A 23,959-nucleotide genomic window follows, 5' to 3' on the forward strand; every position below is an offset into this window, starting at 1 on the left:
AACCCGTGTCCGTGGTGTTGCTGGTTGCCTCGTACGCAGGTCTAAGGGTGCCATGCCGGGTGCCTCAGGCCCGCATCGGCATGGGGGTGTGACCGGGCGCACGAGGCCGTGTCCCCTCCGGCCTGTGCGGGAACCCGTCAGGCCGGGACGCCTGCGCCCGCCAGGTTCTCGATCGTCCGGTGGGCGCTCGGCCCGACCAGGGCCGCCCACTCATCGGGCGCGGCGGCCAACCAGCGGGCCACGCGGGCGGCGAAGCCGGGCACGTGCCGGCCGAGGTCGACCAGGGCGCGGTCGAAGCGGCCGGCGCCCTCCGGGGTGCGCACGAGCAGCAGCCCGATGCGGCGGACGAGGTCGCGCAGGTCGTCGCCGCCGTTCCGGGCGGCGGCGTGCAGCAGCGCGTCCAGGACGTCGGTGTCGCGCTCGCGGTCCAGGAGCGTGTCGCGCAGCTCGCGGCGCAGCGGGCGGGAGGCGGGGATGCCGGGCGGGGTGAGGACCGCGGCGAGAGCGCACCGCAGCCGCACCGGGCCGTCCTCCAGCAGGCCGCTGACCAGCGGCAGGAGCACGGCCCGGGCCGCCGGCCCGCGGTCGAGCCGCTGGTCCACGTACGCGGCCACATGCCCGGCGAGTGCCGGCCTCCGCTGCGCCGCCTGCCCCACCAGCGCGGCGACCCGCCGGGCCAGGCCGGGCGGGGTGGCGTCGGCGAGCGCCCGCAGCGCCTCCTCCGGGTCCGGCCGCTCCAGCCGCACCGCGAAGGCGCCGAGGACCGGCTCGGGATGGGCCGCGAGGGCGGCGGCCGGCGCGTCCGGCGGGAGGTGCGGGTCGCCCGCCGCGAAGTGCTCCAGCGCCCGGGGGAGATAACGGTCCCGGGTGTGCGGATCCTGGACGAGGAGGGCGAGTGCGCCGCCGTGCAGGGCGCGGTCGGCGGGGCGGGCGAGCAGGGTGAGGGCCGCGTAGCGCAGGAGGGCGCGGTCGCCTCCGGTGTTCACCTGCGGCGCGACGCGCAGACCGTGCGCCATCGCGGCACCGCGTCGCGCCGAACGCTCGTCGCGCGCCCACCGGTCGACGGCCCGGCACATCGCCGAGGTTTCCTCCTCGGCCAGGACGGCGAGCAGTTCGTCGGCCCTGCGGTGGGCGCGGTCGACGAGCACGTCCACCAGGTCGTCCAGGGCGCTGTGCCGGTGGGTGTGCAGCAGCGCCTGCGCGGCCGTGGCGACGGTCGCGTGCGGGGTGGCGGGCAGCGGCTGTTCGTCGTCGAACCAGCGGGCCAGCAGCGGCTGTACGGCGGTGGGATCGGCGGCCAGCAGCCGCGCGGCGGTGTCCAGGAACCGGGGACCGGCCTCGCACGGCGGGCCGTCGGCGTGCACCAGCCGCCTCAGCAGCGCGAACCGCTCGCCCTCCGGCAGCCGTACGCCGGCCCAGAACGCGGGCCCGACCTCCTCCGGCACGGGCCTTCCCTGCCGCCGCCAGGCCACGATCCGGTCGGCGAGCAGCCGCAGCACCTCCGTGTACGGCGTCGCCTCGGGCACGGCCGACAGGGTCCCGGCGAGCAGCCGGGCGGCCCACCAGGACCGCGGATCGGCGTCCAGGGCGTGCACCAGGTCCGCCAGCCGGGAGGCCAGTCGGCCGGCGCCGTGCTGGCGGGCGAGGAACAGCAGGGCCTGGACGACCGGACCGATGCGGTGGTGCGGGACGGGGTCGGACTGCGCGTCCGGCCGGCGGTGGACGAGGACGTGCAAGGCCTCGTCGAGGTCGAGGTGCATGCCCTGGAGCCAGTCGGCGAGCTCCTCGTGGGCGAAGCGGTAGCCGGATCCGGCGGGCACGAGCAGGCCCTCGGCGAGGACGGCCGACGCCCAGCCGGTGCCGCCACCGAGCCGCTCCGGTGCGGGCCCCCACGGGAACACCGACTCGAAGGCCTCGCGGTCCAGGTCCCCCAGCCCGGGCCCGAGGCCGCGCCGGGCGGCCTCGTGCACCTGCCCGGCGACCTTGGCGGCCAGCCGGCGGACGGCCGTGCCGCACAGGCCGCTCCCTGCGGCCAGCCGCTGGGCGATGCGCAGGGACATCAGGTCCAGGTAGGCCGCGAAGACCTCGTCGCGGCCGACGGTGGCGCCGGGGCCGTCCGGACAGGGCGGACCGTCGGGTGCGTCGGCGAGGGCCGCCCGGATCTCGCCGAGCAGTCGCAGGGTGAGAGGGTGCCGGGCGTCGGTGTCGACGAGGGCGCTCTCCGGGATGCCATGGCGCAGACGGGCCTCGCGGGCCTCCTCCTCGGTGAGATCGCCGAGGCGCACACACGCGGGCCCGCCGTCGGCACCGGCAGGCCGGTGCAGGACCTCCGCCGGGAAGCCCGCCCCCTCCCAGTACTCCGCCCGGGACGCCACGACCAGCCGCACTCCCGTCTCGCGCAGCCACCGCGCCGTCCCGTCCGTCCAGTCGGCCAGGCGGCGGGCCAGCGCCAAGGGCATCTCCTCCGGGCCGTCGAGGAGCAGCAACAGGGGCCGGCCGAAGGCGCCGGCGAGTCGGGCGAGGCGCTCGGGAGTGGCGTCGCCCAGGTCGGCCGGCAGATGACCGGGCCGGGACGCGGCCACGACAGAGGCAGCCCGGGTCAGCGCCCGGCGTGCCGCGTCGGCCACCGAGGCGTCGTCGCCCCGCAGTTCGCAGCCGCGCAGCCACAGTGTGGGATGCCCGTCGCGGGCGCGGCGCGCGGCGAGCGCCGCGAGTTCCGTCGTACGGCCGCTGCCGGGCGGCCCGACGAGACCGAGCACCGCCGCGGGTCCTGCCGCGAACGCGCCGAACTCGGCTACCACGGCCGCCCGTTCCACCGGCTCCGGGAGTCCCGTGCCGCCGGGCGGACCGTCCAGCCCCACCGCCGTGCCGGTCAGCTCCAGCACCCCGGCCAGGTTGAGGTCGGCGCCGTACGCGGGGACCGTCGCCGCGTTCTCGGCGAGCAGCTCGGCGAGCGGGCCCGCCGCGCCGGGATCCTGAGGATGCAGCGGCACGGCGAACCCGACGTCGCTGTGGTCGGTGCTGAGCGCCGTGCCGAGAACCCCGACGACCGCGCCGGTCGCGGCGTCGAGCACCGGGCCGCCGGCCGCTCCGCCGCCCAGCCGCAGCGCGTCGCGCCCTGCCGTGCCGACCGCCAGTTCCAGCGCGCCGTCGAGGCGGTGGAGGCGGTCCGTGGCGGTGTACGTCACGGCGGTCGAGCCCAGCACCCTGGCCTCGCGCCAGCCGCCGGCGGCGATCCGCACATAGGCGCCCGTCCCGGCCCCGCCCCGCACGGTGACGGGCAGCGGCGGGACCCCGAGGTCCTCGGTCCGTACGAGGGCCAGGTCGAGCGCGGGCAGCGGGGTCACCGCGTCGGCGGACACGACCCGGCGGCGGCCCCCGGCCCCGTGCAGGACGAGCCGGGGCAGGCCGTCGACCGCCTCGTGGCTGGTGACGAGCGTGCCGTGATGGTCGGCCAGGAAGCCGGTGCCCCGGGGCCGGCCGGCGAGGTCGTGGATACGGACGAGGGCCGGGCCGGATGCCCCGGCGTCGGTCCCCTCGGTCGTCTGCTCCGCTGCTTCGGGGCGGTCCTGGGATCCTGGTGCGCTGTCCTGTGTCTCCCCGGACCGGTTCCGCGACGTCATCGTCGAGCCTCCCCGCCGTACACCCGTGCCCTTGTGTTCGACGGTAGGGCCGGGATGATCAGCGGGACAGATCGCTCGGCGAAAGCGCCCCCTTCCGCTCCCCCGGTTCACTCCGAGCGCCCGCACGGACGGGTGAACGGAGAGGGACGGCTGGATACACCCTAGGGGTGGGGGAACCGAGGGGGGACCGTGGAGCGGCGGCAGTGGAGGTACCCCGTGGTCGCCGCTCCACGGGCGGACGGTCCCGGTCGGGCCGTCAGCCGAAGACGGCCAGGCTCTTGGCCTTGCCCCGCTGCTCCTCGACGAGGGCGAGGAAGCGGCCCTCCGGGTCGAAGACGGCGACGGGGCCGGAGCCCGCGTACGTCTCGGGCATCTCCAGCCGTACGCCGTTGGTGAGCAGCTTGGCCCGCCGGGTGTCGACGTCCCAGCGGGGGAACGCGGCCGTGGCGGCCTCGGCGATGGGCATCACGGTCAGCTCCTGCTGGAGCTGGTCGAGCGTGCGGGCCGCGTCCAGCTTGTAGGGGCCGACGCGGGTGCGGCGCAGGGCGGTGAGATGCCCGCCCACGCCGAGGTCGGCGCCCAGGTCGCGGGCGAGGGCCCGGATGTACGTGCCGGAGGAGCAGACGACCGAGACGACCAGGTCGAGTACGGCCGTGCCGTCCTCGGCGACTGCCTCCCGGACGTCGTACACGCCGAAGGAGGAGACCGTGACGGGCCGGGCCGGGATGTCGAACTCCTCGCCGTCCCTGGCCCGCTTGTAGGACCGCACGCCGTTGATCTTGATGGCGCTGACCTTGGACGGCACCTGCATGATGTCGCCGGTCAGCTTGGCGATGCCCGCGTCGATGGCGTCGCGGGTGACCCCGGAGGCGTCCGTGGAAGAGGTGATCTCCCCCTCGGCGTCGTCCGTGAGGGTGTTCTGCCCGAGCCGGATGGTGCCCAGGTACTCCTTCTCGGTCAGCGCGAGGTGGCCGAGGAGCTTGGTGGCCTTCTCGACGCCGAGGACGAGGACGCCCGTCGCCATCGGGTCGAGGGTGCCGGCGTGCCCGACGCGTCGCGTTCTGGCGATGCCGCGCATCTTGGCGACGACGTCGTGCGAAGTGAAGCCCGACGGCTTGTCGACGATGACGAGGCCGTCGGGCGTGGTGTGCTTCTGGGTCATTCGGCGGTGTCGTCCGTCTCGTCGTCCTCGTCCGGCTTGCGGTACGGGTCGGCGTCGCCGGCGTACTTCGCGCCCGCGGAGGCCTCCCGCACCTTCTCGTCGGACTGGCGCGCCTTGTCGAGGAGGTCCTCGATGGCGCGCGCGGTGTCCGGAAGGGCGTCCATGACGAAGGTCAGGGTCGGCGTGAACTTCACGCCGGCGGCCCGGCCGACCTCGGAGCGCAGGACGCCCTTGGCGCTCTCCAGACCGGCCGCGGCGGCGTTCCGCTCCTCCTCGTCCCCGTACACGGTGTAGAAGACGGTCGCCTCCCGCAGATCGCCCGTGACCCGCGTGTCCGTGATGGTGACGTGCGAGCCGAGCCGCGGGTCCTTGATCCCACGCTGCAGCTTCTGGGCCACCACTTCCCGGATGAGGTCCGCCAGCCTCTTGGCCCGCGCGTTGTCGGCCACTGGTCCGTCTCCCGTTCTTTCCTGTCTGGGTCGTTCTCGGTTCGTCAGTCGTCTTCGCCGTGGAAGCGCCGCCTGACGGACAGCAGCTCCACCTCGGGGCGGGCGGCGACCAGCCGTTCGCACCGGTCGAGGACCTCGCTCACGTGCCCCGCGTCGCCGGACACCAGCGCGAGGCCGATGACGGCCCTGCGGTGGAGGTCCGTGTGATCCACCTCGGCCGCGCTCACCGCGTACTTGCGCTGGAGCTCGGCGACGATGGGGCGGACGACGGAGCGCTTCTCCTTCAGCGACCGTACGTCGCCGAGGAGCAGGTCGAAGGACAGCGTCCCCACGTACATGTGTGTATCCGGATGACCCGCCGGTACGGGATCGATGGCCCTGCGGTTGGGGCAGGGACATCAAGAACGGTACCGCGTACCGTCCGGTGGCTCGACGGGGTTTTCCTTTGCCCACCCACCCGCCCGACACGGTCGGCCAGGAGGTGCTGCCTCCGGGGCTCCGCCCCGGACCCCGGCGGGGACTGCGTCCCCTGCACCCCTCGCGGGGCTTCGCCCCTGCGCACCCCACAGGGTGCGCCGAGGCTGTTCCGCAGGAGGAGCAAACGACCAGCCGGCCGACGGGGCGAGGCCCCGTCGGCCGGTCTGACAACCGTGGGTTACACCCGCGGCTTCTCGCGCATCTCGTACGTCGCGATGACGTCGTCGACCTTGATGTCGTTGAAGTTGCCGAGGTTGATACCGCCCTCGAACCCTTCGCGGATCTCGGTGACGTCGTCCTTGAAGCGACGCAGGCCCTCGATGTTGAGGTTCTCCGCGACCACCTTGCCGTCGCGGATGAGGCGGGCCTTGGTGTTGCGCTTGACCTCGCCGGAGCGGATGAGAACACCCGCGATGTTGCCCAGCTTGGACGACTTGAAGACCTCGCGGATCTCCGCCGTACCGAGCTCGACCTCTTCGTACTCCGGCTTGAGCATGCCCTTGAGGGCCGCCTCGATCTCCTCGATCGCCTGGTAGATGACCGAGTAGTACCGGACGTCCACGCCCTCGCGCTCGGCCATCTGCTGCGCACGCCCGGCGGCGCGCACGTTGAAGCCGATCACGATGGCGTCCGAGCCCATCGCCAGGTCGATGTCGGACTCCGTGACCGCACCGACGCCGCGGTGCAGGACGCGGATGTCGACCTCTTCGCCGACGTCCAGCTGGAGCAGGGAGGACTCGAGTGCCTCGACGGAACCGGAAGCGTCACCCTTGATGATCAGGTTCAGCTGCTGGACCTCGCCGGCCTTCAGCACCTTGTCCAGGTCCTCCAGCGACACACGGCGCGTGCGCTTCGCGAAGGCCGCGTTGCGCTCGCGCGCCGCACGCTTCTCCGCGATCTGACGGGCCGTACGGTCCTCGTCGACGACGAGGAAGTTGTCGCCGGCACCCGGGACGTTGGTCAGACCCAGGACCTGCACCGGCGTCGACGGGCCGGCCTCGGTGACGAGGTTGCCGTTGTCGTCGTGCATCGCCCGCACTCGGCCGTACGCGTCGCCGACCACCATGGTGTCGCCGACCCGCAGCGTGCCGCGCTGGACGAGGACCGTCGACACGGCACCACGGCCGCGGTCGAGACGGGACTCGATCGCGATGCCCTGCGCGTCCTGGTTCGGGTTGGCCCGAAGGTCGAGCGAGGCATCGGCCGTGAGGACCACGGCCTCCAGCAGGGAGTCGATGTTCAGACCCTGCTTGGCGGAGATGTCGACGAACATGGTGTCGCCGCCGTACTCCTCGGCCACGAGGCCGTACTCGGTCAGCTGACCGCGCACCTTGGTCGGGTCCGCACCCTCGACGTCGATCTTGTTGACCGCGACGACGATCGGAACCTCGGCCGCCTTCGCGTGGTTGAGCGCCTCGACCGTCTGCGGCATGACGCCGTCGTTGGCCGCGACGACCAGGATCGCGATGTCCGTCGACCGGGCACCACGGGCACGCATGGCGGTGAACGCCTCGTGACCCGGGGTGTCGATGAAGGTGATCTTGCGCTCTTCGTCGTTGACCTCGGTCGCGACCTGGTAGGCACCGATGTGCTGGGTGATGCCGCCGGCCTCGCCCGCGATGACGTTCGTCTTGCGGATGGCGTCGAGGAGCCGGGTCTTACCGTGGTCAACGTGACCCATGACGGTGACGACCGGCGGGCGGACCATCAGGTCCTCCTCGTCGCCCTCGTCCTCGCCGAACTCGATGTCGAAGGACTCGAGGAGCTCGCGGTCCTCCTCCTCCGGGCTGACGATCTGAACCGTGTAGTTCATCTCGTCGGCGAGGAGCTGGAGCGTCTCGTCGGAGACGGACTGCGTGGCCGTGACCATCTCGCCGAGGTTCATCATGACCGCGACGAGCGACGCCGGGTTGGCGTTGATCTTCTCCGCGAAGTCGGTGAGCGAGGCACCGCGCGACAGGCGAACGGTCTCGCCGTTGCCGCGAGGCAGCATCACACCGCCGACCGACGGGGCCTGCATGGCCTCGTACTCCTGGCGCCTCTGCCGCTTCGACTTGCGGCCACGACGCGCGGGACCGCCGGGACGACCGAAGGCGCCCTGCGTGCCACCACGGCCACCGGGACCACCGGGACGACCACCGAAGCCGGGACGGCCACCGCCGCCACCCGGACGGCCGGCGAAACCGCCGCCACCGCCACCGGGACCACCGGGACGACCGGCGAAACCGCCACCGCCGCCACCCGGACGACCCGCGAAGCCGCCGCCACCCGGGCGACCGCCGCCGCCACCGGGACGACCGCCGCCACCAGGACCGCGGCCGCCGGGGCCACCGCCACCGGGACGCGGACCGGCAGCCGGACGCTGCGGCATCATGCCGGGGTTGGGACGCGGACCGCCGGGACCGCCGCCGGGACGCGGACCGCCGCCCTGCGGACGGGGCATGCCGCCCGGAGTGGGACGCGCGCCGCCCGGAGCCTGCGGACGAGGACCGCCGCCCGCACCCTGCGGACGGGGACCGCCCTGGCCCTGGCCCTGCGGACGCTGTCCGCCGCCGGGGGCACCAGGGCCGCCGGGACGCGGGGCACCGCCCGGACGGGGCGCCTGGGGGCGCGCCATGCCGGTGGAACCACCAGAGGTGAACGGGTTGTTGCCCGGACGGGGACCCGCCGGACGGGCACCGGGACGCGGGGCGCCGCCACCCGGACGCGAGGCGCCGGGGCGCTCGCCCCGGTCACCACGGCCCTGGCCGCCCTGGCCGGAACCACCCGGACGCGGGGCACCCGGACGCGGCGACTGGCCGGCCGGACGCGGGGCGCCCGGACGCGCACCGGAACCCTGCGAGGAGCCCTGCGACGAACCCTGCGACGAACCCTGCGAGGAGGGAGCCGCCGGGGGCGCCGTGAACTCGGGCGTGGTCGGAGCCGGGGACGCCGGGGCGGGCCGCGGCGCGGGCTTCGGACCCGGGGTGGGACGGGGGCCGGGAGTGGCCGGTGCGGCCGGAGCCGCGGGCTTCTCGGCGGCTGCCGGCTTGGGGGCCGGCGGGCGCGGGGCGGCCGGACGGGCAGCCTGCGCCGGGGAAGGGGCTGCCGGCTTCGCCGGGGCAGCCTTGCGTGCGGGGGCGGACTTGCCGCCACCGTTGCCCTGCTGGAGGGCGTCCGTCAGCTTGCGTACAACGGGCGCTTCGATGGTCGAAGACGCCGAACGGACGAATTCACCGAGCTCCTGGAGCTTGGCCATGACGACCTTGCTCTCGACACCGAACTCCTTGGCGAGTTCGTAGACCCGGACCTTAGCCACTTCGCTCCTTTGAGGTCCGGGTGAAGCCGGACCGTCGCTAGTTCATGGGCGTACTCATCGCGTACTCATCGAGTGCTCATCGCAATCTCGACCTGCTTTCGACTCGCGAGGTACCTAGACCGCACGGGGGGTTCCGTGCGGCACGTTCTTACCGTGTTGCCTGCTCGGCAACTGTTGTCTGCTCGACGTATTGGCGCAACGCCTTTGTGTCGGGCGCTCCCGGGGCGCGCAGTGCCCTCGTGAACGCCCGGCGGCGAACCGCCTGGTCGAGACAGACCGGTGTGGGGTGCACATACGCACCCCGGCCGGGCAGCGTACCGCGTGGATCAGGGACGCATGCACCCTCGATCAACACGATCCGCAACAGATCGGCCTTGGCCACTCGCTCCCGACACCCCACACAGGTGCGTTCAGGGCATGCGCGGGTGCGCGTCCGGCCAGACACCGTTAAGTCTACCTCCCCGTAGGCGCCTCACCCCTTTGGGGCAGGATTCGAACAGTTGCCGGGCCCGAACCTGTCGTGATCTGAACGACCCGCGGCTTGGATCTATTCCCCGGCCCGGTCGTCCCCGGCCGGTTCGGTGTCCGGCCGGATGTCGATCCGCCAGCCGGTCAGCCGGGCCGCGAGGCGGGCGTTCTGCCCCTCCTTGCCGATGGCCAGGGACAGCTGGTAGTCGGGCACGGTCACCCGGGCCGACCGGGTCGCCATGTCCACGATCTCCACCTTGGAGACACGCGCCGGGGACAACGCGTTCGCCACCATCTCGGCCGGGTCCTCCGACCAGTCGACGATGTCGATCTTCTCACCGTTCAGCTCGCCCATCACGTTGCGCACACGGCCGCCCATGGGGCCGATGCAGGCGCCCTTGGCGTTCAGGCCGGACCGGGTGGACCGTACGGCGATCTTCGTGCGGTGGCCGGCCTCACGGGCGATCGCGGAGATCTCCACGGACCCGTCGGCGATCTCCGGCACCTCCAGGGCGAAGAGCTTCTTCACCAGATTGGGGTGCGTTCGCGACAGCGTCACGGACGGGCCGCGGACGCCCTTGGCCACCCGGACGACGTACGACCGCAGCCGCATGCCGTGCGGGTAGGTCTCGCCCGGCACCTGCTCCTGGACCGGCAGGATGGCTTCCAGCCTGCCGATGTCGACGAGCACGTTCTTCGGGTCGCGGCCCTGCTGGACCACGCCGGTGACGATGTCGCCCTCGCGGCCCGCGTACTCGCCGAGCGTCGCGTCGTCCTCGGCGTCGCGCAGGCGCTGCAGGATGACCTGCTTGGCCGTGGTGGCGGCGATACGGCCGAAACCGGACGGGGTGTCGTCGAACTCGCGGGGCTCCTGGCCCTCCTCGAGATCGTCGGGGTCCTCCTTCGCCCACACGGTCACATGGCCGGTCTCCCGGTTGAGCTCCACGCGCGCGTGACGGCGGCTTCCCTCGGTGCGGTGGTAGGCGATGAGGAGGGCCGACTCGATCGCCTCGACCAGCAGGTCGAAGGAGATCTCCTTCTCCCGAACCAAGCCCCGCAGGGCACTCATGTCGATGTCCACGGCTACGCCTCCTCTTCCTTCTTGTTGTCCTTGCGGCTGAACTCGACCTGGACGCGTGCCCGGACGATGTCGTCGAAGGCGAGTCTGCGCGCGGTGGCCTTGCGGCCCTTCACCCCGGGCACCTCGGTGTCGATTCCCTCGTCGTCGACCTTGAGGATCCTGGCGACCAGCTCGCCGCCCTCGGCCAGCTGGAACTTCACCAGGCGGTCCGTGGCGCGGACGTAGTGCCGGTGTTCCGTGAGGAGGCGCTCCGCGCCCGGGGTGCCGACCTCGAGGGTGTACTCCCCCTCGCCCATCGCGTCCGTCTCGTCGAGCTTCGCCGAGAGCGCGCGGCTCACATCGGCGATCTGGTCCAGGTCGGCGCCCGTGTCCGAGTCGACGACGACGCGCAGCACACGCTTGCGTCCGACGGAGTCCACTTCGATCTCTTCGAGATCCAGGCCCTGGGATGTGACGAGCGGTTCCAGCAGTTTTCGCAGCCTCTCGCTCTGGGTGGTGCTCATCCGGGTGACTCCTCGGCCGCGTGTGCTGTTGTGGGATGGGTCGCGTGTCTGGTCAAAGGGTATCCGGTCGCGGGGTGTGTTGCCGTCCACCCGGTGACGAACGGTGCCGCTGAGTGGTCCCGGGCGGGGGCCCGGGTACCGTGATCACGGGCGTTCAGCCCTCAGAGCCGTTTCTTTCTCGTACGAGCCCCCCGAGGACGTCTGACGTGCCGTTCCCCTCATCTCCGCGCGCCCGGTCGGGGCCGCGCAGAAGGACTCTGCTCGCCGTCGGCCCGGCGGCTCTCGCCCTGGCGGGCTGCACCGCCGGGGGCGACGGTCCGGGTGCCCCGGAGGACGGCCCGTCGGCGGCCGAGCGCCGGGCACGCGCGCGTGCGGCGCGGGACAGCGAGGGGCTGGTGGAGCGGTACGACGCCGTGATCACCGCCCATCCGGGGCTCGCGGAGCGGCTGCGCCCGCTGCGGGAGGAGTCCGTGCGGCATGCGCAGGCCTTCGGCGGGGGGCCGGGCCGGAAGGCGTCTCCCTCCCCCTCCCTCTCTGCCTCGGCCGCGTCGGCCTCCCCTTCGGCCGCCGCCGTGCCGGGCAGCGACAAGGACGCGCTCGCCGCGCTCGCCGCCGCGGAGCGGGACCTCGCCGACCGGCGGGCCAAGGCACTGCTCGACGCGCCGGGCGAGCTGGCGCGGCTGCTGGCCTCGGTGGCGGCGGCCGGGGCGGCGCACGTGTATCTGCTGACGGAGGGTGGCGCGTGAGCGAGGCGAAGGACCGGGAGCTGCGGGCCCTGCAGGCGGCGCTGGCCGCCGAGCACGCGGCGGTGTACGGCTACGGCGTCGTCGGCGGCCGGATCGGCGAGGGACAGCGCGCCGAGGCACGGACGGCGTACGACGCCCACCGGACGCGCCGGGACGCGCTGGTGCGCGAGGTGAAGGACCTGGGCGGCAGGCCCGTGGCGGCGGCCGCCGGGTACGCGCTGCCGTTCCCGGTGCCGGACGCGGCGGCGGCCGTGCGGCTCGCCGCAGAGCTGGAGGACCGGGTGGCCGGGGTGTACTCGGACCTGGTGCGCGCGGCGGGCGGCGCCCGGCGGGCCCTGGCCGCCGAGGCGCTGCGGGAGGCGGCGGTGCGGGCGGTGCGCTGGCGCGGCGAGAGCGTAGCCTTCCCTGGGCTCGCCGAGCGGGCCGGCACGGCCCCGCCCTTGGCGGCGCCGACGGCGTGACCCGCGCAGGGCACGCACCGCGGACAGCATGAAGGGAACGACTCGCGCATGGTTTTCGAACCGCCGAAGCGTCTGGTCAGGGCGCTCGGTGAGACGGCACCGGACGGTGACGACTGGCTGGAGAAGCTGCCCGGGGCGGCGCAGCAGGCCGTCGCGCTACGCGAGTTGACCGTGGAGCGGGTGCAGGTGCCCGGCGGGCGCAGCAGCCTGGTCGTGCTGGTGCGGACGGCCGACGGTACGCCCGCCGTGCTGAAGCTGGCGCCGGGCCGGGCCCGTCCGGAGGCGGAGCGGGCCGCGCTCGCGCACTGGGCCGGGCGGGGTGCCGTGCAGTTGCTCGAACCCGGTCGGACCGAGGGTGTGCTGCTGCTGGAGCGGCTGCATCCGGACGTGTCGGTGCGGTCGCTGCCGGAGGCGAAGGCGCTGCTGGAGGCGGCGGGGACGCTGCGGCGGCTGTGGGTGGAGCCGCCCGCCGGCTTCCCCTTCGAGACCGTGGCCGAGCGGACCGGGCGGCAGGCCGAGGCGATGCGGGCGCGTGCCCGGGTCGATCCCGAGGTGGCACCGCTGGTCGACGTGGCGCTCGCGGCGCGTGCGGAGCTGCTGGCCGCGCCGCCCGAACACCGGCTGCTGCACGGCACGTTCCGGCAGAGCAAGGTGCTCGCCGGGGAGCGGATGCCGTGGCTGGCGGTGGGGCCCGACCCGGTGGTCGGCGAGTGCGCCTTCGATCTGGCCCGGCTGGTCCGCGACCGGGTGGAGGACCTGATCGCCCAGCCGTCCGGCGCGGCGACGACCCGGCGCCGGGTGAAGCGCCTGGCCGAGTCCCTGGACGTCGACCAGGAGCGGCTGCGCGGCTGGACGCTGTTCCGGGCCGTGGAGTCGGGTGTGCGGGCGGGGCGGGTGGGTCGCCCGCGGGACGCGGAGCTGCTGCTGGAGTTCGCGGGCTGGCTGTGAGCGCTCCGCAGGCCCGGAGCGCTCACAGGGCCAGGGCGCTCAGGCGGTGAGCCGGGCGACGGCCTCCTCGACCGTCAGCTCCTCGCGCTCGCCGGTGCGGCGGTCCTTCAGCTCCACCACGCCGTCGGCCGCGCGCCGCCCGGCCACCAGGATCTGCGGTACGCCCATCAGCTCGGAGTCCGTGAACTTGACGCCCGGGGAGACGCCGGCGCGGTCGTCGACAAGGACGCGGACGCCGGCGGCGGCCAGCTTCTGGGAGATGTCGAGGGCCAGTTCGGTCTGGAGGGCCTTGCCGGCGGCGACCACGTGGACGTCGGCCGGGGCGACCTCCTTGGGCCAGCACAGGCCCTTGTCGTCGGCGCTCTGCTCGGCGATGGCGGCGACCGCTCGGGAGACGCCGATGCCGTAGGAGCCCATGGTGACGCGGACCGGCTTGCCGTTCTGGCCGAGGACGTCGAGCTTGAGGGCGTCGGTGTACTTGCGGCCCAGCTGGAAGATGTGGCCGATCTCGATGGCCCGGTCGAGGACGAGGCCCGTGCCGCACTTCGGGCAGGGGTCGCCCTCCTGCACGACCACGACGTCGACGTAACGGTCGACCTCGAAGTCGCGGCCCGCGACGACGTTCTTGGTGTGCGTGCCGGGCTTGTTGGCGCCGGTGATCCAGGACGTCCCCGGGGCGACGCGCGGGTCGGCGATGTAGGTGACCTTGTCCAGGCCCTGCGGTCCGACGTAGCCGCGGACCAGGTCGGGGCGGGCCGCGAAGTCCGTCTCGGTGACGAGTTCGACGACGGCGGGGGCGAAGTGCGCCTCGACCTTGTCCATGTCGACCTCGCGGTCGCCGGGGACACCGACGGCGACGATCTCGCCGTCGACCTTGACGAGGAGGTTCTTCAGCGTGGCCGAGGCCGGGACGCCGAGGGAGGCGGCGAGGGTCTCGATGGTCGGGGTGTCGGGGGTCGGGATGTCCTCGGCGGCCGGCACGTCCGCGGCGTCGACGGGCTTCAGCTCGTACGTGATCGCCTCGGTGTTGGCGGCGAAGTCGCAGTTCGGGCAGTCGGCGAAGGTGTCCTCGCCGGCCTCGGCAGGGGCGAGGAACTCCTCCGACTTGGAGCCGCCCATCGCGCCGGCGGTGGCGGCGCAGATGCGGTAGTCGAGGCCGAGGCGCGCGAAGATCTTCTGGTAGGCCTCGCGGTGCAGGGCGTAGGAGCGGGCGAGGCCCTCGTCCTCGGTGTCGAAGGAGTAGGAGTCCTTCATGAGGAACTCGCGGCCGCGCAGGATGCCGGCACGGGGCCTGGCCTCGTCGCGGTACTTGTTCTGGATCTGGTAGAGGATCACCGGCAGGTCCTTGTAGGAGGACGCCTGGTCCTTCACCAGCAGGGTGAAGATCTCCTCGTGGGTGGGGCCGAGGAGGTAGTCGCCGCCCTTGCGGTCCTGGAGGCGGAACAGCTCGGGGCCGTACTCCTCCCAGCGGCCGGTGGCCTCGTAGGGCTCGCGCGGCAGGATGGCGGGGAGCAGTACCTCCTGGGCGCCGACGGCGTCCATCTCCTCACGGACGATGCGCTCCACGTTGGCCAGGACCCGCTTGCCGAGCGGCAGCCAGCTCCAGATCCCGGCGGCGGTGCGGCGCACGTACCCGGCGCGGACGAGGAGCTTGTGGCTGAGGACCTCGGCGTCCGCCGGGTCGTCGCGCAACGTCTTCGCCATCAACTGGGACATGCGCTGGACCGGTACGTTCGCCATGGCTTCTCTGCTCCTGCTGCGTGTAGGTGATGGCAGGAGGTTATCCGGGGGGCACCGGGCGGCGGAAATCGGTTAACGGCGGCGGAGCGGAAGCGGAGCGCCCATCACCGCGTACGGCTTGGGGGCGCTCGGGAAGAGGACCTGGCGGGCCAGGTCCCGGTAGCCGAGGGAGCGGTAGAGCGCGCGGGCGGGGCTCTCGGTGTCGATCGCGGAGAGGATCGAGCGGGGTTCCGCGGCGTCGTCGGTGATCGTGGTGATCAGGGAACGCCCGATGCCGCGGTTCTGGTGGGCGGGGTGGACGTGCAGTTCGGTGATCACGAAGGCGTCGTCGAGCCAGTGGTCGTGGTGGTTCGCCCTGAGGTACGGCTCCACGACGGTGGACCACCAGTGGGCGCGGTCGTTGGGCATGCCGTAGACGAAGCCCACGAGCTTGCCGCCGGTTGTCGCGCCGAGGGCGCGGGCGCCCGGGTAGGTCATGTGGCGCAGGACGATCTGGCGGCGGACTGCGACTTCGTCGGGGCCCAGCCCGAATGCCACGGCTTGGACTTCCAGGGCCTCGTCGACGTGGGCGGAGAGGTCGAGGGGGCCGATCACCAGGTCCATGGCGGGGAGCCTACAGGGGGCTTCGAGTTGTCAGAACAGCACGCTCATGAAGGCGCCGACCTCTTGGAAGCCCACCCTCTGGTACGTCCTGCGGGCTGCCGTGTTGAAGTCGTTGACGTACAGGCTCGCCACCGGGGCCACGTCGGCCAGGGCGTAGCGCAGGACCGCTGCCATGCCCGGGGCCGCCAGGCCGGTGCCCCGGTACTCGGGGGCGACCCAGACGCCCTGGATCTGGCAGGCGCGGTCGGTCGCGGCGCCGATCTCGGCCTTGAAGACGACCTTGCCGTCCGCGTCGAAGCGGGCGAAGGCGCGGCCGGATCCGACGAGTTCGGCGACGCGGGCCTGATAGAGGAGGCCGCCGTCGCCGGCCAGCGGGGAGACGCCGACCTCCTCGGTGAACATCGCCACGCACGCCGGCATGATCTTCTCCATCTCGTCCTTGCGGACGCGACGGACGTACGGGTCCGGGGCGATGCCGTCCGGCAGGCGGTCGGTGACCATGAGCGGCTGGTGGCGGCGGACGTCGCGGGCCGGGCCCCACTGGGGTTCCAGCAGCCGCCACAGGTCGGCGGTGGAGGCGGCCGGGCCGACGATGGAGGAGCAGCGGCGGCCTGCCCGGCGGGCGCGGTCGGCGAAGGCGCGGACGGCGCGCGGGGTGGCGCAGATGGGGACGAGGTTGGCGCCCGCGTAGCACAGGGACGTCAGCATGCCGTCCTCGTACCAGCCCCACATCTCTCCGCCGAGCCGCCAGGGGTCGAGGCCGGCGATCTGCACGCGGGAGGTCACGAAGGCGTTCGCGACGGGCTCGCGGTCGAGTATGGCGAGCGCGGCGTCCAGGTCGCTCGGTTCGAGGACCCGGGAGGTCGTCTGCGTCAACACGGGCGGGGCCTCACACACTCGGGTCTGCTTGGTCTCCGCACTATAGCTGCGCTGCTTGGGCCGGGCGCCTTCGAGCTCGGGAGCCGGGGGTTTGTCGGCGGGTGCGGGTTTTCTGTGGCTGGTCGCGCAGTTCCCCGCGCCCCCAAGAAGGACGCAGGGAAAACCGGCGCTCCGGAAACCTCAGCCCGCTACCGCAACCGACGGCTCGCCTGAGATGACGCCGTCCTTCTCCATCTGCTCGGCGAGCTTCATCGCCTCTTCGATCAGGGTCTCGACGATCTTGGACTCGGGGACCGTCTTGATGACCTCGCCCTTGACGAAGATCTGGCCCTTGCCGTTGCCGGAGGCGACGCCGAGGTCGGCCTCGCGGGCCTCGCCGGGGCCGTTGACGACGCAGCCCATGACGGCGACGCGGAGGGGGACCTCCATGCCGGTGAGGCCGGCCGTGACCTCTTCGGCCAGCTTGTAGACGTCGACCTGGGCGCGGCCGCAGGACGGGCAGGAGACGATCTCCAGGCCGCGCTCCTTGAGGCCCAGCGACTCCAGGATCTGGAGGCCGACCTTCACTTCCTCGGCCGGGGGCGCGCTCAGGGAGACGCGGATGGTGTCGCCGATGCCCTGGCTGAGCAGCGCGCCGAAGGCGACCGCCGACTTGATCGTGCCCTGGAAGGCGGGCCCGGCCTCCGTGACGCCGAGGTGGAGCGGGTAGTCGCACTGCTCGGCGAGCTGCTTGTACGCCTCGATCATCACGACCGGGTCGTTGTGCTTGACGGAGATCTTGATGTCCCGGAAGTCGTGCTCCTCGAAGAGGGACGCCTCCCACAGGGCCGACTCGACCAGGGCCTCGGGGGTCGCCTTGCCGTACTTCTGGAGCAGGCGCTTGTCGAGGGAGCCCGCGTTGACACCGATGCGGATCGGGGTGCCGTGGTCCCGGGCCGCCTTGGCGATCTCCTTGACCTTGTCGTCGAACTGCTTGATGTTGCCGGGGTTGACGCGGACCGCCGCGCAGCCCGCCTCGATCGCGGCGAAGACGTACTTCGGCTGGAAGTGGATGTCGGCGATGACCGGGATCTGCGACTTGCGGGCGATGGTGGCGAGGGCGTCGGCGTCGTCCTGGGTCGGGCAGGCGACCCGGACGATCTGGCAGCCGGACGCGGTGAGTTCCGCGATCTGCTGGAGGGTCGCGCCGATGTCGGACGTACGCGTCGTCGTCATCGACTGGACCGAGACAGGGGCGTCTCCGCCGACGGCCACGGATCCGACCTGGATCTGGCGGCTCTTCCGGCGCTCGGCGAGCTTGGTCGGAACGGACGGCATGCCGAGAGAAATCGCAGTCATCTGCTGTGCAACCCCAAGTCGTGGATCAAGGTCCGGTCCCGTGAGCAGCGGGCTCCGAGCTTCGAGATTACGGCACATGCACTGGCGCGGGCACATCCCACCCGCATTGCCACTCAATGGGAGGCGGCCCGGCAGAAAGTATGCCGAGCCGCCCCGAACGCCGTATGACTAGGAGATTCTCACCGGGTTAACCACATCCGCGATCAGCACCAGGATCGTGAAGCAGATGAAGATCCCGGCGACCACGTACGCGACGGGCATGAGCTTCGCCACGTCGAAGGGGCCCGGGTCCGGCCGGCGCAGGACCTTGGCCGTGTTGCGGCGCAGCGACTCCCACAGGGCGCCCGCGATGTGGCCGCCGTCGAGCGGCAGCAGCGGGAGCATGTTGAACAGGAACAGGGAGAGGTTGAAGCCGGCGACCAGCATGAGGGCCATGGCCAGCTGCTGGGTCGGCGGGATGTCGAGGGTGAAGATCTCGCCGCCGACGCGGGCCGCGCCGACCACGCCCATCGGGGAGTCGGCCTCGCGCTCGGCGCCGTCGAAGGCCGCGTTCCACAGGGCCGGGATCTTGCTGGGCAGGGCGGCGAGGGAGTCGACGGCCTCACCGATCCGGTCGCCCATCCAGGTCACGGAGTCGCCGAAGTCCTGTTTGACCACGCCGGTGGCGGCGCTGAAGCCGAGGAATCCGGCCTGGACGTACTGGCCCTCGACGATCTGCCCGCCGGAGTCCTTCTTGGCGACCTGGTTGGTGGCGATCTTCGCGTGCAGGGTGACGTCCTGGCCCTTGCGGTCGACGACGATCGGCACTTCCTTGCCGGGGTTGGCGCGGATCAGGTCGGACAGCTTGTTCCAGTCGTCGGTCGGCACGCCGTTGAATGAGACGATCTTGTCGCCCGCCTTGAGGCCCGCGGCGGCGGCGGGGCTGGCCGGGTCGCCCTTGGCGCACTTGTCGCGGTTCTCGCTCTGCGCGATGACGCACTGGGAGACCGAGCTGACCGTCGTCGTCTGCTGGGTGATGCCGAAGCCCATCAGGATGCCGAGGAACAGCGCCACGGCCAGGATCAGGTTCATGAAGGGGCCCGCGAACATCACGATCACGCGCTTCCAGGGCGCGCGCGTGTAGAACATGCGGTTCTCGTCGCCCGGCCTGAGCTCCTCGTACGCGGCCGAGCGGGCGTCCTCGATCATGCCGCGCCACGGGGAGGTGGAGCGGACCTCCAGTCGGCCGTCGGGGCCGGGCGGGAACATGCCGATCATGCGGATGTAGCCGCCGAAGGGGATGGCCTTGAGGCCGTACTCGGTCTCGCCCTTCTTGCGCGAGAAGATCGTCGGGCCGAAACCGACCATGTACTGCGGCACGCGGATGCCGAACAGCTTGGCGGTGGACAGGTGCCCCAGCTCGTGCCACGCGATCGAGAACAGCAGGCCGACCACGAAGAGGCCTATGCCGAGGATGAACATCAGGGTCGTCATGCACGGGCCTCCGCCGTCTGTGCCGCCAGTTCCCGGGCCCGGGTCCGCGCCCAGGTCTCCGCTTCGAGGACGTCCGACACGGTGAGTGAGGTTCCCGTACGCGGGGTGCCGTGCTCCTCGACGACCCGGGTGACGGTCTCCATGATCCCGTTGAAGGGCAGTGCGCCCTGGCGGAACGCCTCCACGCACTCCTCGTTGGCCGCATTGAACACCGCCGGGGCGGTGCCCGCGAGCTCGCCGACGTGCCGGGCGAGGTTCACCGACGGGAAGGCCTCGTTGTCGAGCGGGAAGAACTCCCAGGTCGAGGCCTTGCTCCAGTCGAAGGTGGGCGCGGCGTCGGGGACCCGCTCGGGCCAGCCGATGCCGATGGCGATGGGCCCGCGCATGTCGGGCGGGGTCGCCTGGGCCAGTGTCGATCCATCCGTGAACTCAACCATCGAGTGGACATACGACTGGGGATGCACGACCACCTCAATGCGGTCGAAGGGAATGTCGTAGAGGAGGTGCGCCTCGATGACCTCCAGGCCCTTGTTGACGAGGGTCGCGGAGTTGATCGTGATGACCGGGCCCATGGCCCAGGTGGGGTGCGCGAGGGCGTCCTCGACGGTGACGTGGGCCAGCTCCGCCTTCGTACGGCCGCGGAAGGGGCCGCCGGAGGCGGTGACGACCAGCTTGCGGACGTCGGCGCGGGTGCCGGCGGCCAGGGCCTGGAAGAGGGCGGCGTGCTCGGAGTCGACCGGGATGATCTGCCCCGGCTTGGCGAGGGCCTTGACCAGCGGGCCGCCCACGATGAGCGACTCCTTGTTGGCGAGCGCGAGGGTGCGGCCCGCCTCCAGGGCGGCCAGGGTCGGGGCGAGGCCGATGGAGCCGGTGATGCCGTTCAGGACGGTGTGGCAGTCGGACGCCGCCAGCTGCGTGGCCGCGTCCGGGCCGGCGAGGATCTCGGGGAGCGGCTCGCCCGTGCCGTACTGCGCGGTGAGCGCCTCGCGCAGGGCCGGTTCGACGTCCTCACGGGCGACCGCGACCGTGCGCGCCCGCAGCCGGTACGCCTGCTCGGCGAGGAGGGCGACCCGGCCGCCGTTGGCGGACAGGCCGGTGACCCGGAACCGGCCGGGGTTGCGCAGCACGAGGTCGATGGCCTGGGTGCCGATGGACCCGGTGGAGCCGAGGATCACCACGTCCTTCGGGCCGTCGCCCGCTACGGGGTCGTAGACCAGATGGGGATCGGCGAGGGGGGCTGGACTGTCGCTCATTCCTCCATTGTTGCCGTAAGCGTCGTGTGTGAGGACAGCGCATCCCCTTCACGGGGGCGCGCGCCGCAGTGGTTCGCGCCCCCGTGAAGGCCGGGTCAGCGGATCGGCCGGTGCACGTTCTCCTTCTGGCTCGGGCCGGGAGTCGCGTCCGCGATCCACGGTCCCTCGCCCGACGGGTCGACGATGCCGTGCTCCAGCCACTCGTACGTGCCCGACAGGACGCCCTTGACGACCTTGCGGTCGAGGTCGTCGGTGTTGGTCCACAGGCGGTTGAAGAGCTCCTCGATCCGGATGCGGGACTGGCGGCAGAAGATGTCGGCGAGCTGGTAGGCCTCGCGGCCGTGGTCGCCCTGGCTGCGCAGCAGTTCGGCCCGTACGCAGGCCGCGCTCATGGCGAACAGCTCGGCGCCGATGTCGACGATCCGGCCGAGGAAGCCCTGCTTGGACTCCATCCGGCCCTGCCAGCGGGACATGGCGTAGAAGGTGGAGCGGGCGAGCTTGCGGGCCGTGCGCTCGACGTAGCGCAGGTGCCCGGAGAGGTCCACGCCGTGCTTGAACTCGGCGTAGGAGGTGGGGAGCTGGCCCGGGCCCGCGACCAGTTTCGGAAGCCACTTGGCGTAGAAGGCTCCCGCGTTGGCTCCCGCCTTGGCCTTGTCGCCCAGGGACTTCTCCGGGTCGATGAGGTCGCCGGCGACCGAGAGGTGGGCGTCGACGGCCTCCCGGGCGATGAGGAGGTGCATGATCTCCGTCGAGCCCTCGAAGATGCGGTTGATGCGCAGGTCGCGCAGGAGCTGCTCGGCGGGGACGCCGCGCTCGCCGCGGGCCCGGAGGGACTCGGCCGTCTCGAAGCCGCGGCCGCCGCGGATCTGGACGAGTTCGTCGGCCATCGTCCAGGCCATCTCGGAGGCGTAGAGCTTGGCGAGGGCGCCTTCGATGCGGATGTCGTTGCGGTCCTCGTCGGCCATCTGCGAGGCCAGGTCCGTCACGGCCTCCAGGGCGAAGGTGGTGGCCGCGATGAAGGAGATCTTGGAGCCGACCGCCTCGTGGTGCGCGACGGGCTTGCCCCACTGCTCGCGGGCCGCCGACCACTCCCGGGCGATCTTCAGGCACCACTTGCCGGCCGCGACGCAGGAGGCGGGCAGGGAGAGCCGTCCGGTGTTGAGCGTGGTCAGGGCGATCTTCAGGCCCTGGCCCTCCGCGCCGACGCGGTTGGCGGCGGGGACGCGGACCTGGTGGAAGCGGGTGACGCCGTTCTCGATGCCGCGCAGGCCCATGAAGGCGTTGCGGTTCTCGACGGTGACGCCGGGCGAGTTGGTCTCCACGACGAAGGCCGTGATGCCGCCCTTGTGGCCCTCGCTCTTCGGGACCCGGGCCATGACGACCAGCAGGTCGGCGACGACGCCGTTGGTGGTCCACAGCTTCACGCCGTCGAGGACGTAGTCGTCCCCGTCGGGCACGGCCGTGGTGGCGAGGCGGGCCGGGTCGGAGCCGACGTCGGGCTCGGTGAGCAGGAAGGCGCTGATGTCCGTGCGCGCGCAGCGCGGCAGGAAGCGCTCCTTCTGTTCCTGTGTGCCGAACAGTTTCAGCGGCTGCGGCACGCCGATCGACTGGTGCGCGGAGAGCAGCACGCCGATGGCGGGGCTGGCGGAGCCGGCCAGGGTGAGCGCCTTGTTGTAGTACACCTGGGTGAGGCCGAGACCGCCGTACTTGGTGTCGATCTTCATGCCGAAGGCGCCGAGCTCCTTCAGCCCGTCGATCACCTCGTCGGGGATCCGGGCCTCGCGCTCGATGAGGGCCGCGTCGACCTTCGTCTCGACGAGGTCGCGGAGCTTGGCGAGGAACTCCTCGCCGCGCTGAACCGCCTCGTCGGCCGGCAGGGGGTGGGGATGGATGAGGTCGAGCCGGAAGCGGCCGAGGAAGAGCTCCTTGGCGAAGCTGGGCTTGCGCCAGTGCTGTTCCCGGGCGGCCTCCGCCACCTCACGGGCCTCCCGCTCGGTGACGGCGGGACGGGAAGAGGGGGTGGTGGAAGCGGACATGAGGGCCACCTCGCCGCATATAGGGATGTTGAGGACCGTACGTTACCGATCAGTGCTACTGGATCGTTGGTACCCGAAACCGGACGCTCCCACCAGTCCTCACGCATCCGTTCAGCCGAAGGGGACGGAAAGCTGCCGGACTTGTCGGGGACCTGAGGACGGTGTTGCATCAAGGTGTCTTCCCGGGAACGGCCGCGCTGCCAACGCCGTGCCGGAATTCGGTATCGAAGCGCTTCGACGACCTATGGACACGTACTCGCGCTGGAGCTACTGTCGAACCACCCTCACCCACTCATGTCAGCAACGCGCATTGTCGAAGCGCTTCACAAAGCTTGGAGAGCGGATGGTCACCCTCGCCGAGGTCGCCCAGCACGCCGGAGTCTCGGCGAGCACGGTGAGCTATGTCCTCAGCGGCAAGCGGTCCATCTCCGCGAACACCCGGCAGCGGGTCGAGCGGAGCATCCGCGAGCTCGGGTACCACCCGAACGCCGGGGCCCGCGCCCTGGCCAGCAGCAAGTCGAACATCATCGCGCTGATGATCCCGCTGCGGACGGACATGTACGTGCCCGTGATGATGGAGATCGCCATCGCGGTGGCGACCGCCGCGCGGACGCACGGGTACGACGTGCTGCTGCTCACCGGTGAGGAGGGCCCGGACGCGGTCCGCCGCGTCGCCGGGAGCGGGCTCGCCGACGGGATGATCCTGATGGACGTCGAACTCGACGACGAGCGGCTGCCGTTGCTGCGTGCGACGGACCAGCCGTCCGTGCTGATCGGACTGCCCGCCGACACCACCGGGCTGACCTGCGTCGACCTGGACTTCCGGGCGACGGGCGCGCTGTGCGTGGAGCACCTGGCGAAGCAGGGGCACCAGGACATCGCTGTCATCGGCGAGGCCCCGGCGGTCTACGAGCGGCACACCGGTTTCGCCGAGCGCACCCTCGACGGGCTGCGGTCCCGTTCCCGGGAACTGGGCGTGCGGCTGCTGCACCGGCCGTGCGAGGGCGGGTACGACGCGATGGCCGTGACGCTCGCCCGGATCCTCGACGAACGCCCGGGGACCACGGGGATCATCGTGCAGAACGAGTCGGCGGTCGAGCCGCTGCTCGCGCTGCTGCGGCAGCAGGGCCGGGCCGTGCCGGAGGACGTGTCGGTGGTGGCGATCTGCCCCGACCAGGTCGCGACGCAGGCCTCGGTGCGGCTCACGTCGGTCGCCATCCCCGCGCAGGAGATGGGCCGGAACGCCGTGGAACACCTGGTCGCCAAGTTCGAGGGACGCGGCAGCGACGAGGTCGTGCTGATCGCGCCCGAGCTGACGGTCCGGGGCAGCACGGGGCCGGCGCCCACCCGGCCGTAAGCCCACCCCCTTCTCCCACTCACGACCACCGCCGTCCTCCCACGGCACCGTCATGCCTGAACAC

19 protein-coding genes are annotated in these 23,959 nt (G+C 72.2%); 4 read left to right on the plus strand and 15 right to left on the minus strand.

The genetic code is table 11. The features are described 5' to 3' along the window. Positions 1–137: 137 nt before the first annotated feature. The 8 genes from ACZ3I3_RS16150 to rimP all read right to left on the minus strand — a co-directional run bounded on the left by ACZ3I3_RS16150 (position 138) and on the right by rimP (position 11,061). Positions 138–3,623 (minus strand): trypsin-like peptidase domain-containing protein, encoded by a 3,486-nt coding sequence (locus tag ACZ3I3_RS16150; protein WP_467365550.1) that lies wholly within the window; start codon positions 3,621–3,623, stop codon positions 138–140. 256 nt (positions 3,624–3,879) lie between these two features. Next, on the minus strand, positions 3,880–4,785 hold the full coding sequence (gene truB / locus ACZ3I3_RS16155) for a tRNA pseudouridine(55) synthase TruB (RefSeq protein WP_467365551.1): 906 nt from the start codon (positions 4,783–4,785) through the stop codon (positions 3,880–3,882). Beyond that, complete coding sequence (gene rbfA / locus ACZ3I3_RS16160) at positions 4,782–5,234, minus strand: 30S ribosome-binding factor RbfA (protein ID WP_351412812.1); 453 nt, start codon at positions 5,232–5,234, stop codon at positions 4,782–4,784. Before rbfA ends, truB begins: the two co-directional genes overlap by 4 nt. A 44-nt stretch (positions 5,235–5,278) precedes the next feature. Then, on the minus strand, positions 5,279–5,572 hold the full coding sequence (locus ACZ3I3_RS16165) for a DUF503 domain-containing protein (protein ID WP_467365553.1): 294 nt from the start codon (positions 5,570–5,572) through the stop codon (positions 5,279–5,281). Positions 5,573–5,889: 317 nt separating this feature from the next. Continuing rightward, complete coding sequence (infB, locus tag ACZ3I3_RS16170) at positions 5,890–9,009, minus strand: translation initiation factor IF-2 (protein ID WP_467365554.1); 3,120 nt, start codon at positions 9,007–9,009, stop codon at positions 5,890–5,892. A gap of 148 nt (positions 9,010–9,157) precedes the next feature. Beyond that, a complete protein-coding gene (locus tag ACZ3I3_RS16175) occupies positions 9,158–9,454 on the minus strand; it encodes a YlxR family protein (protein WP_467365556.1) in 297 nt (98 codons plus the stop codon). Between the two features lie 102 nt (positions 9,455–9,556). Beyond that, the gene (gene nusA, locus ACZ3I3_RS16180; RefSeq protein WP_356925800.1) at positions 9,557–10,558 is read right to left on the minus strand and encodes a transcription termination factor NusA; all 1,002 of its coding nucleotides are present in this window, start codon (positions 10,556–10,558) and stop codon (positions 9,557–9,559) included. A 2-nt stretch (positions 10,559–10,560) separates the two neighbouring features. Further along, complete coding sequence (gene rimP, locus ACZ3I3_RS16185) at positions 10,561–11,061, minus strand: ribosome maturation factor RimP (RefSeq protein ID WP_356925801.1); 501 nt, start codon at positions 11,059–11,061, stop codon at positions 10,561–10,563. 206 nt (positions 11,062–11,267) lie between these two features. On the opposite strand from rimP, the gene ACZ3I3_RS16190 reads away from it, so the two are divergent. From ACZ3I3_RS16190 to ACZ3I3_RS16200, 3 genes are read left to right on the plus strand one after another with little or no spacing between them, the layout of a single operon-like run. Next, complete coding sequence (locus ACZ3I3_RS16190; RefSeq protein WP_467365559.1) at positions 11,268–11,807, plus strand: hypothetical protein; 540 nt, start codon at positions 11,268–11,270, stop codon at positions 11,805–11,807. Beyond that, positions 11,804–12,268 carry a ferritin-like domain-containing protein gene (locus tag ACZ3I3_RS16195; RefSeq protein WP_467365561.1) on the plus strand — a complete coding sequence of 155 codons (465 nt, stop codon included), beginning with the start codon at positions 11,804–11,806 and terminating at the stop codon, positions 12,266–12,268. The genes ACZ3I3_RS16190 and ACZ3I3_RS16195 overlap by 4 nt, the downstream gene beginning before the upstream one ends. A gap of 48 nt (positions 12,269–12,316) precedes the next feature. Then, positions 12,317–13,216: an aminoglycoside phosphotransferase family protein gene (locus ACZ3I3_RS16200; protein ID WP_467365563.1), complete on the plus strand. Its 900-nt coding sequence runs from the start codon at positions 12,317–12,319 to the stop codon at positions 13,214–13,216. A 39-nt stretch (positions 13,217–13,255) separates the two neighbouring features. Here ACZ3I3_RS16200 and ACZ3I3_RS16205 read toward each other — a convergent pair whose 3' ends face one another. The 7 genes from ACZ3I3_RS16205 to ACZ3I3_RS16235 form a co-directional block, all read right to left on the minus strand. After that, positions 13,256–14,956, minus strand: coding sequence for a proline--tRNA ligase (locus ACZ3I3_RS16205; RefSeq protein ID WP_467365565.1), 1,701 nt, complete (start codon positions 14,954–14,956; stop codon positions 13,256–13,258). A gap of 72 nt (positions 14,957–15,028) precedes the next feature. Then, positions 15,029–15,559 carry a GNAT family N-acetyltransferase gene (locus ACZ3I3_RS16210; RefSeq protein WP_467365567.1) on the minus strand — a complete coding sequence of 177 codons (531 nt, stop codon included), beginning with the start codon at positions 15,557–15,559 and terminating at the stop codon, positions 15,029–15,031. Positions 15,560–15,589: 30 nt separating this feature from the next. Continuing rightward, positions 15,590–16,438, minus strand: coding sequence for a GNAT family N-acetyltransferase (locus tag ACZ3I3_RS16215; RefSeq protein WP_467365569.1), 849 nt, complete (start codon positions 16,436–16,438; stop codon positions 15,590–15,592). Between the two features lie 180 nt (positions 16,439–16,618). Then, on the minus strand, positions 16,619–17,776 hold the full coding sequence (ispG, locus tag ACZ3I3_RS16220; RefSeq protein ID WP_086561175.1) for a flavodoxin-dependent (E)-4-hydroxy-3-methylbut-2-enyl-diphosphate synthase: 1,158 nt from the start codon (positions 17,774–17,776) through the stop codon (positions 16,619–16,621). 168 nt (positions 17,777–17,944) lie between these two features. After that, positions 17,945–19,237 carry a M50 family metallopeptidase gene (locus tag ACZ3I3_RS16225; RefSeq protein ID WP_467365941.1) on the minus strand — a complete coding sequence of 431 codons (1,293 nt, stop codon included), beginning with the start codon at positions 19,235–19,237 and terminating at the stop codon, positions 17,945–17,947. Between the two features lie 8 nt (positions 19,238–19,245). Beyond that, the gene (dxr, locus tag ACZ3I3_RS16230; RefSeq protein WP_467365571.1) at positions 19,246–20,502 is read right to left on the minus strand and encodes a 1-deoxy-D-xylulose-5-phosphate reductoisomerase; all 1,257 of its coding nucleotides are present in this window, start codon (positions 20,500–20,502) and stop codon (positions 19,246–19,248) included. Positions 20,503–20,597: 95 nt separating this feature from the next. Beyond that, positions 20,598–22,538: an acyl-CoA dehydrogenase family protein gene (locus ACZ3I3_RS16235; RefSeq protein ID WP_467365573.1), complete on the minus strand. Its 1,941-nt coding sequence runs from the start codon at positions 22,536–22,538 to the stop codon at positions 20,598–20,600. Positions 22,539–22,881: 343 nt separating this feature from the next. Here ACZ3I3_RS16235 and ACZ3I3_RS16240 point away from each other — a divergent pair, with 343 nt between their 5' ends. Then, positions 22,882–23,895: a LacI family DNA-binding transcriptional regulator gene (locus ACZ3I3_RS16240; RefSeq protein ID WP_467365575.1), complete on the plus strand. Its 1,014-nt coding sequence runs from the start codon at positions 22,882–22,884 to the stop codon at positions 23,893–23,895. Positions 23,896–23,959 lie beyond the last annotated feature (64 nt).

Source organism: Streptomyces sp. NPDC016851 (genome assembly GCF_055562795.1).

What these genes read in the sequence shown, in the direction of transcription:
- dxr (WP_467365571.1), bottom strand. Translation starts at nt 20,502, where the DNA reads ATGAGCGACAGTCCAGCCCCCCTCGCCGATCCCCATCTGGTCTACGAC.
- ACZ3I3_RS16235 (WP_467365573.1), bottom strand. Translation starts at nt 22,538, where the DNA reads ATGTCCGCTTCCACCACCCCCTCTTCCCGTCCCGCCGTCACCGAGCGG.
- ACZ3I3_RS16240 (WP_467365575.1), top strand. Translation starts at nt 22,882, where the DNA reads ATGGTCACCCTCGCCGAGGTCGCCCAGCACGCCGGAGTCTCGGCGAGC.
- ACZ3I3_RS16225 (WP_467365941.1), bottom strand. Translation starts at nt 19,237, where the DNA reads ATGTTCATCCTCGGCATAGGCCTCTTCGTGGTCGGCCTGCTGTTCTCG.
- truB (WP_467365551.1), bottom strand. Translation starts at nt 4,785, where the DNA reads ATGACCCAGAAGCACACCACGCCCGACGGCCTCGTCATCGTCGACAAG.
- ACZ3I3_RS16165 (WP_467365553.1), bottom strand. Translation starts at nt 5,572, where the DNA reads ATGTACGTGGGGACGCTGTCCTTCGACCTGCTCCTCGGCGACGTACGG.
- ispG (WP_086561175.1), bottom strand. Translation starts at nt 17,776, where the DNA reads ATGACTGCGATTTCTCTCGGCATGCCGTCCGTTCCGACCAAGCTCGCC.
- ACZ3I3_RS16200 (WP_467365563.1), top strand. Translation starts at nt 12,317, where the DNA reads ATGGTTTTCGAACCGCCGAAGCGTCTGGTCAGGGCGCTCGGTGAGACG.
- ACZ3I3_RS16205 (WP_467365565.1), bottom strand. Translation starts at nt 14,956, where the DNA reads ATGGCGAACGTACCGGTCCAGCGCATGTCCCAGTTGATGGCGAAGACG.
- ACZ3I3_RS16210 (WP_467365567.1), bottom strand. Translation starts at nt 15,559, where the DNA reads ATGGACCTGGTGATCGGCCCCCTCGACCTCTCCGCCCACGTCGACGAG.
- rimP (WP_356925801.1), bottom strand. Translation starts at nt 11,061, where the DNA reads ATGAGCACCACCCAGAGCGAGAGGCTGCGAAAACTGCTGGAACCGCTC.
- ACZ3I3_RS16150 (WP_467365550.1), bottom strand. Translation starts at nt 3,623, where the DNA reads ATGACGTCGCGGAACCGGTCCGGGGAGACACAGGACAGCGCACCAGGA.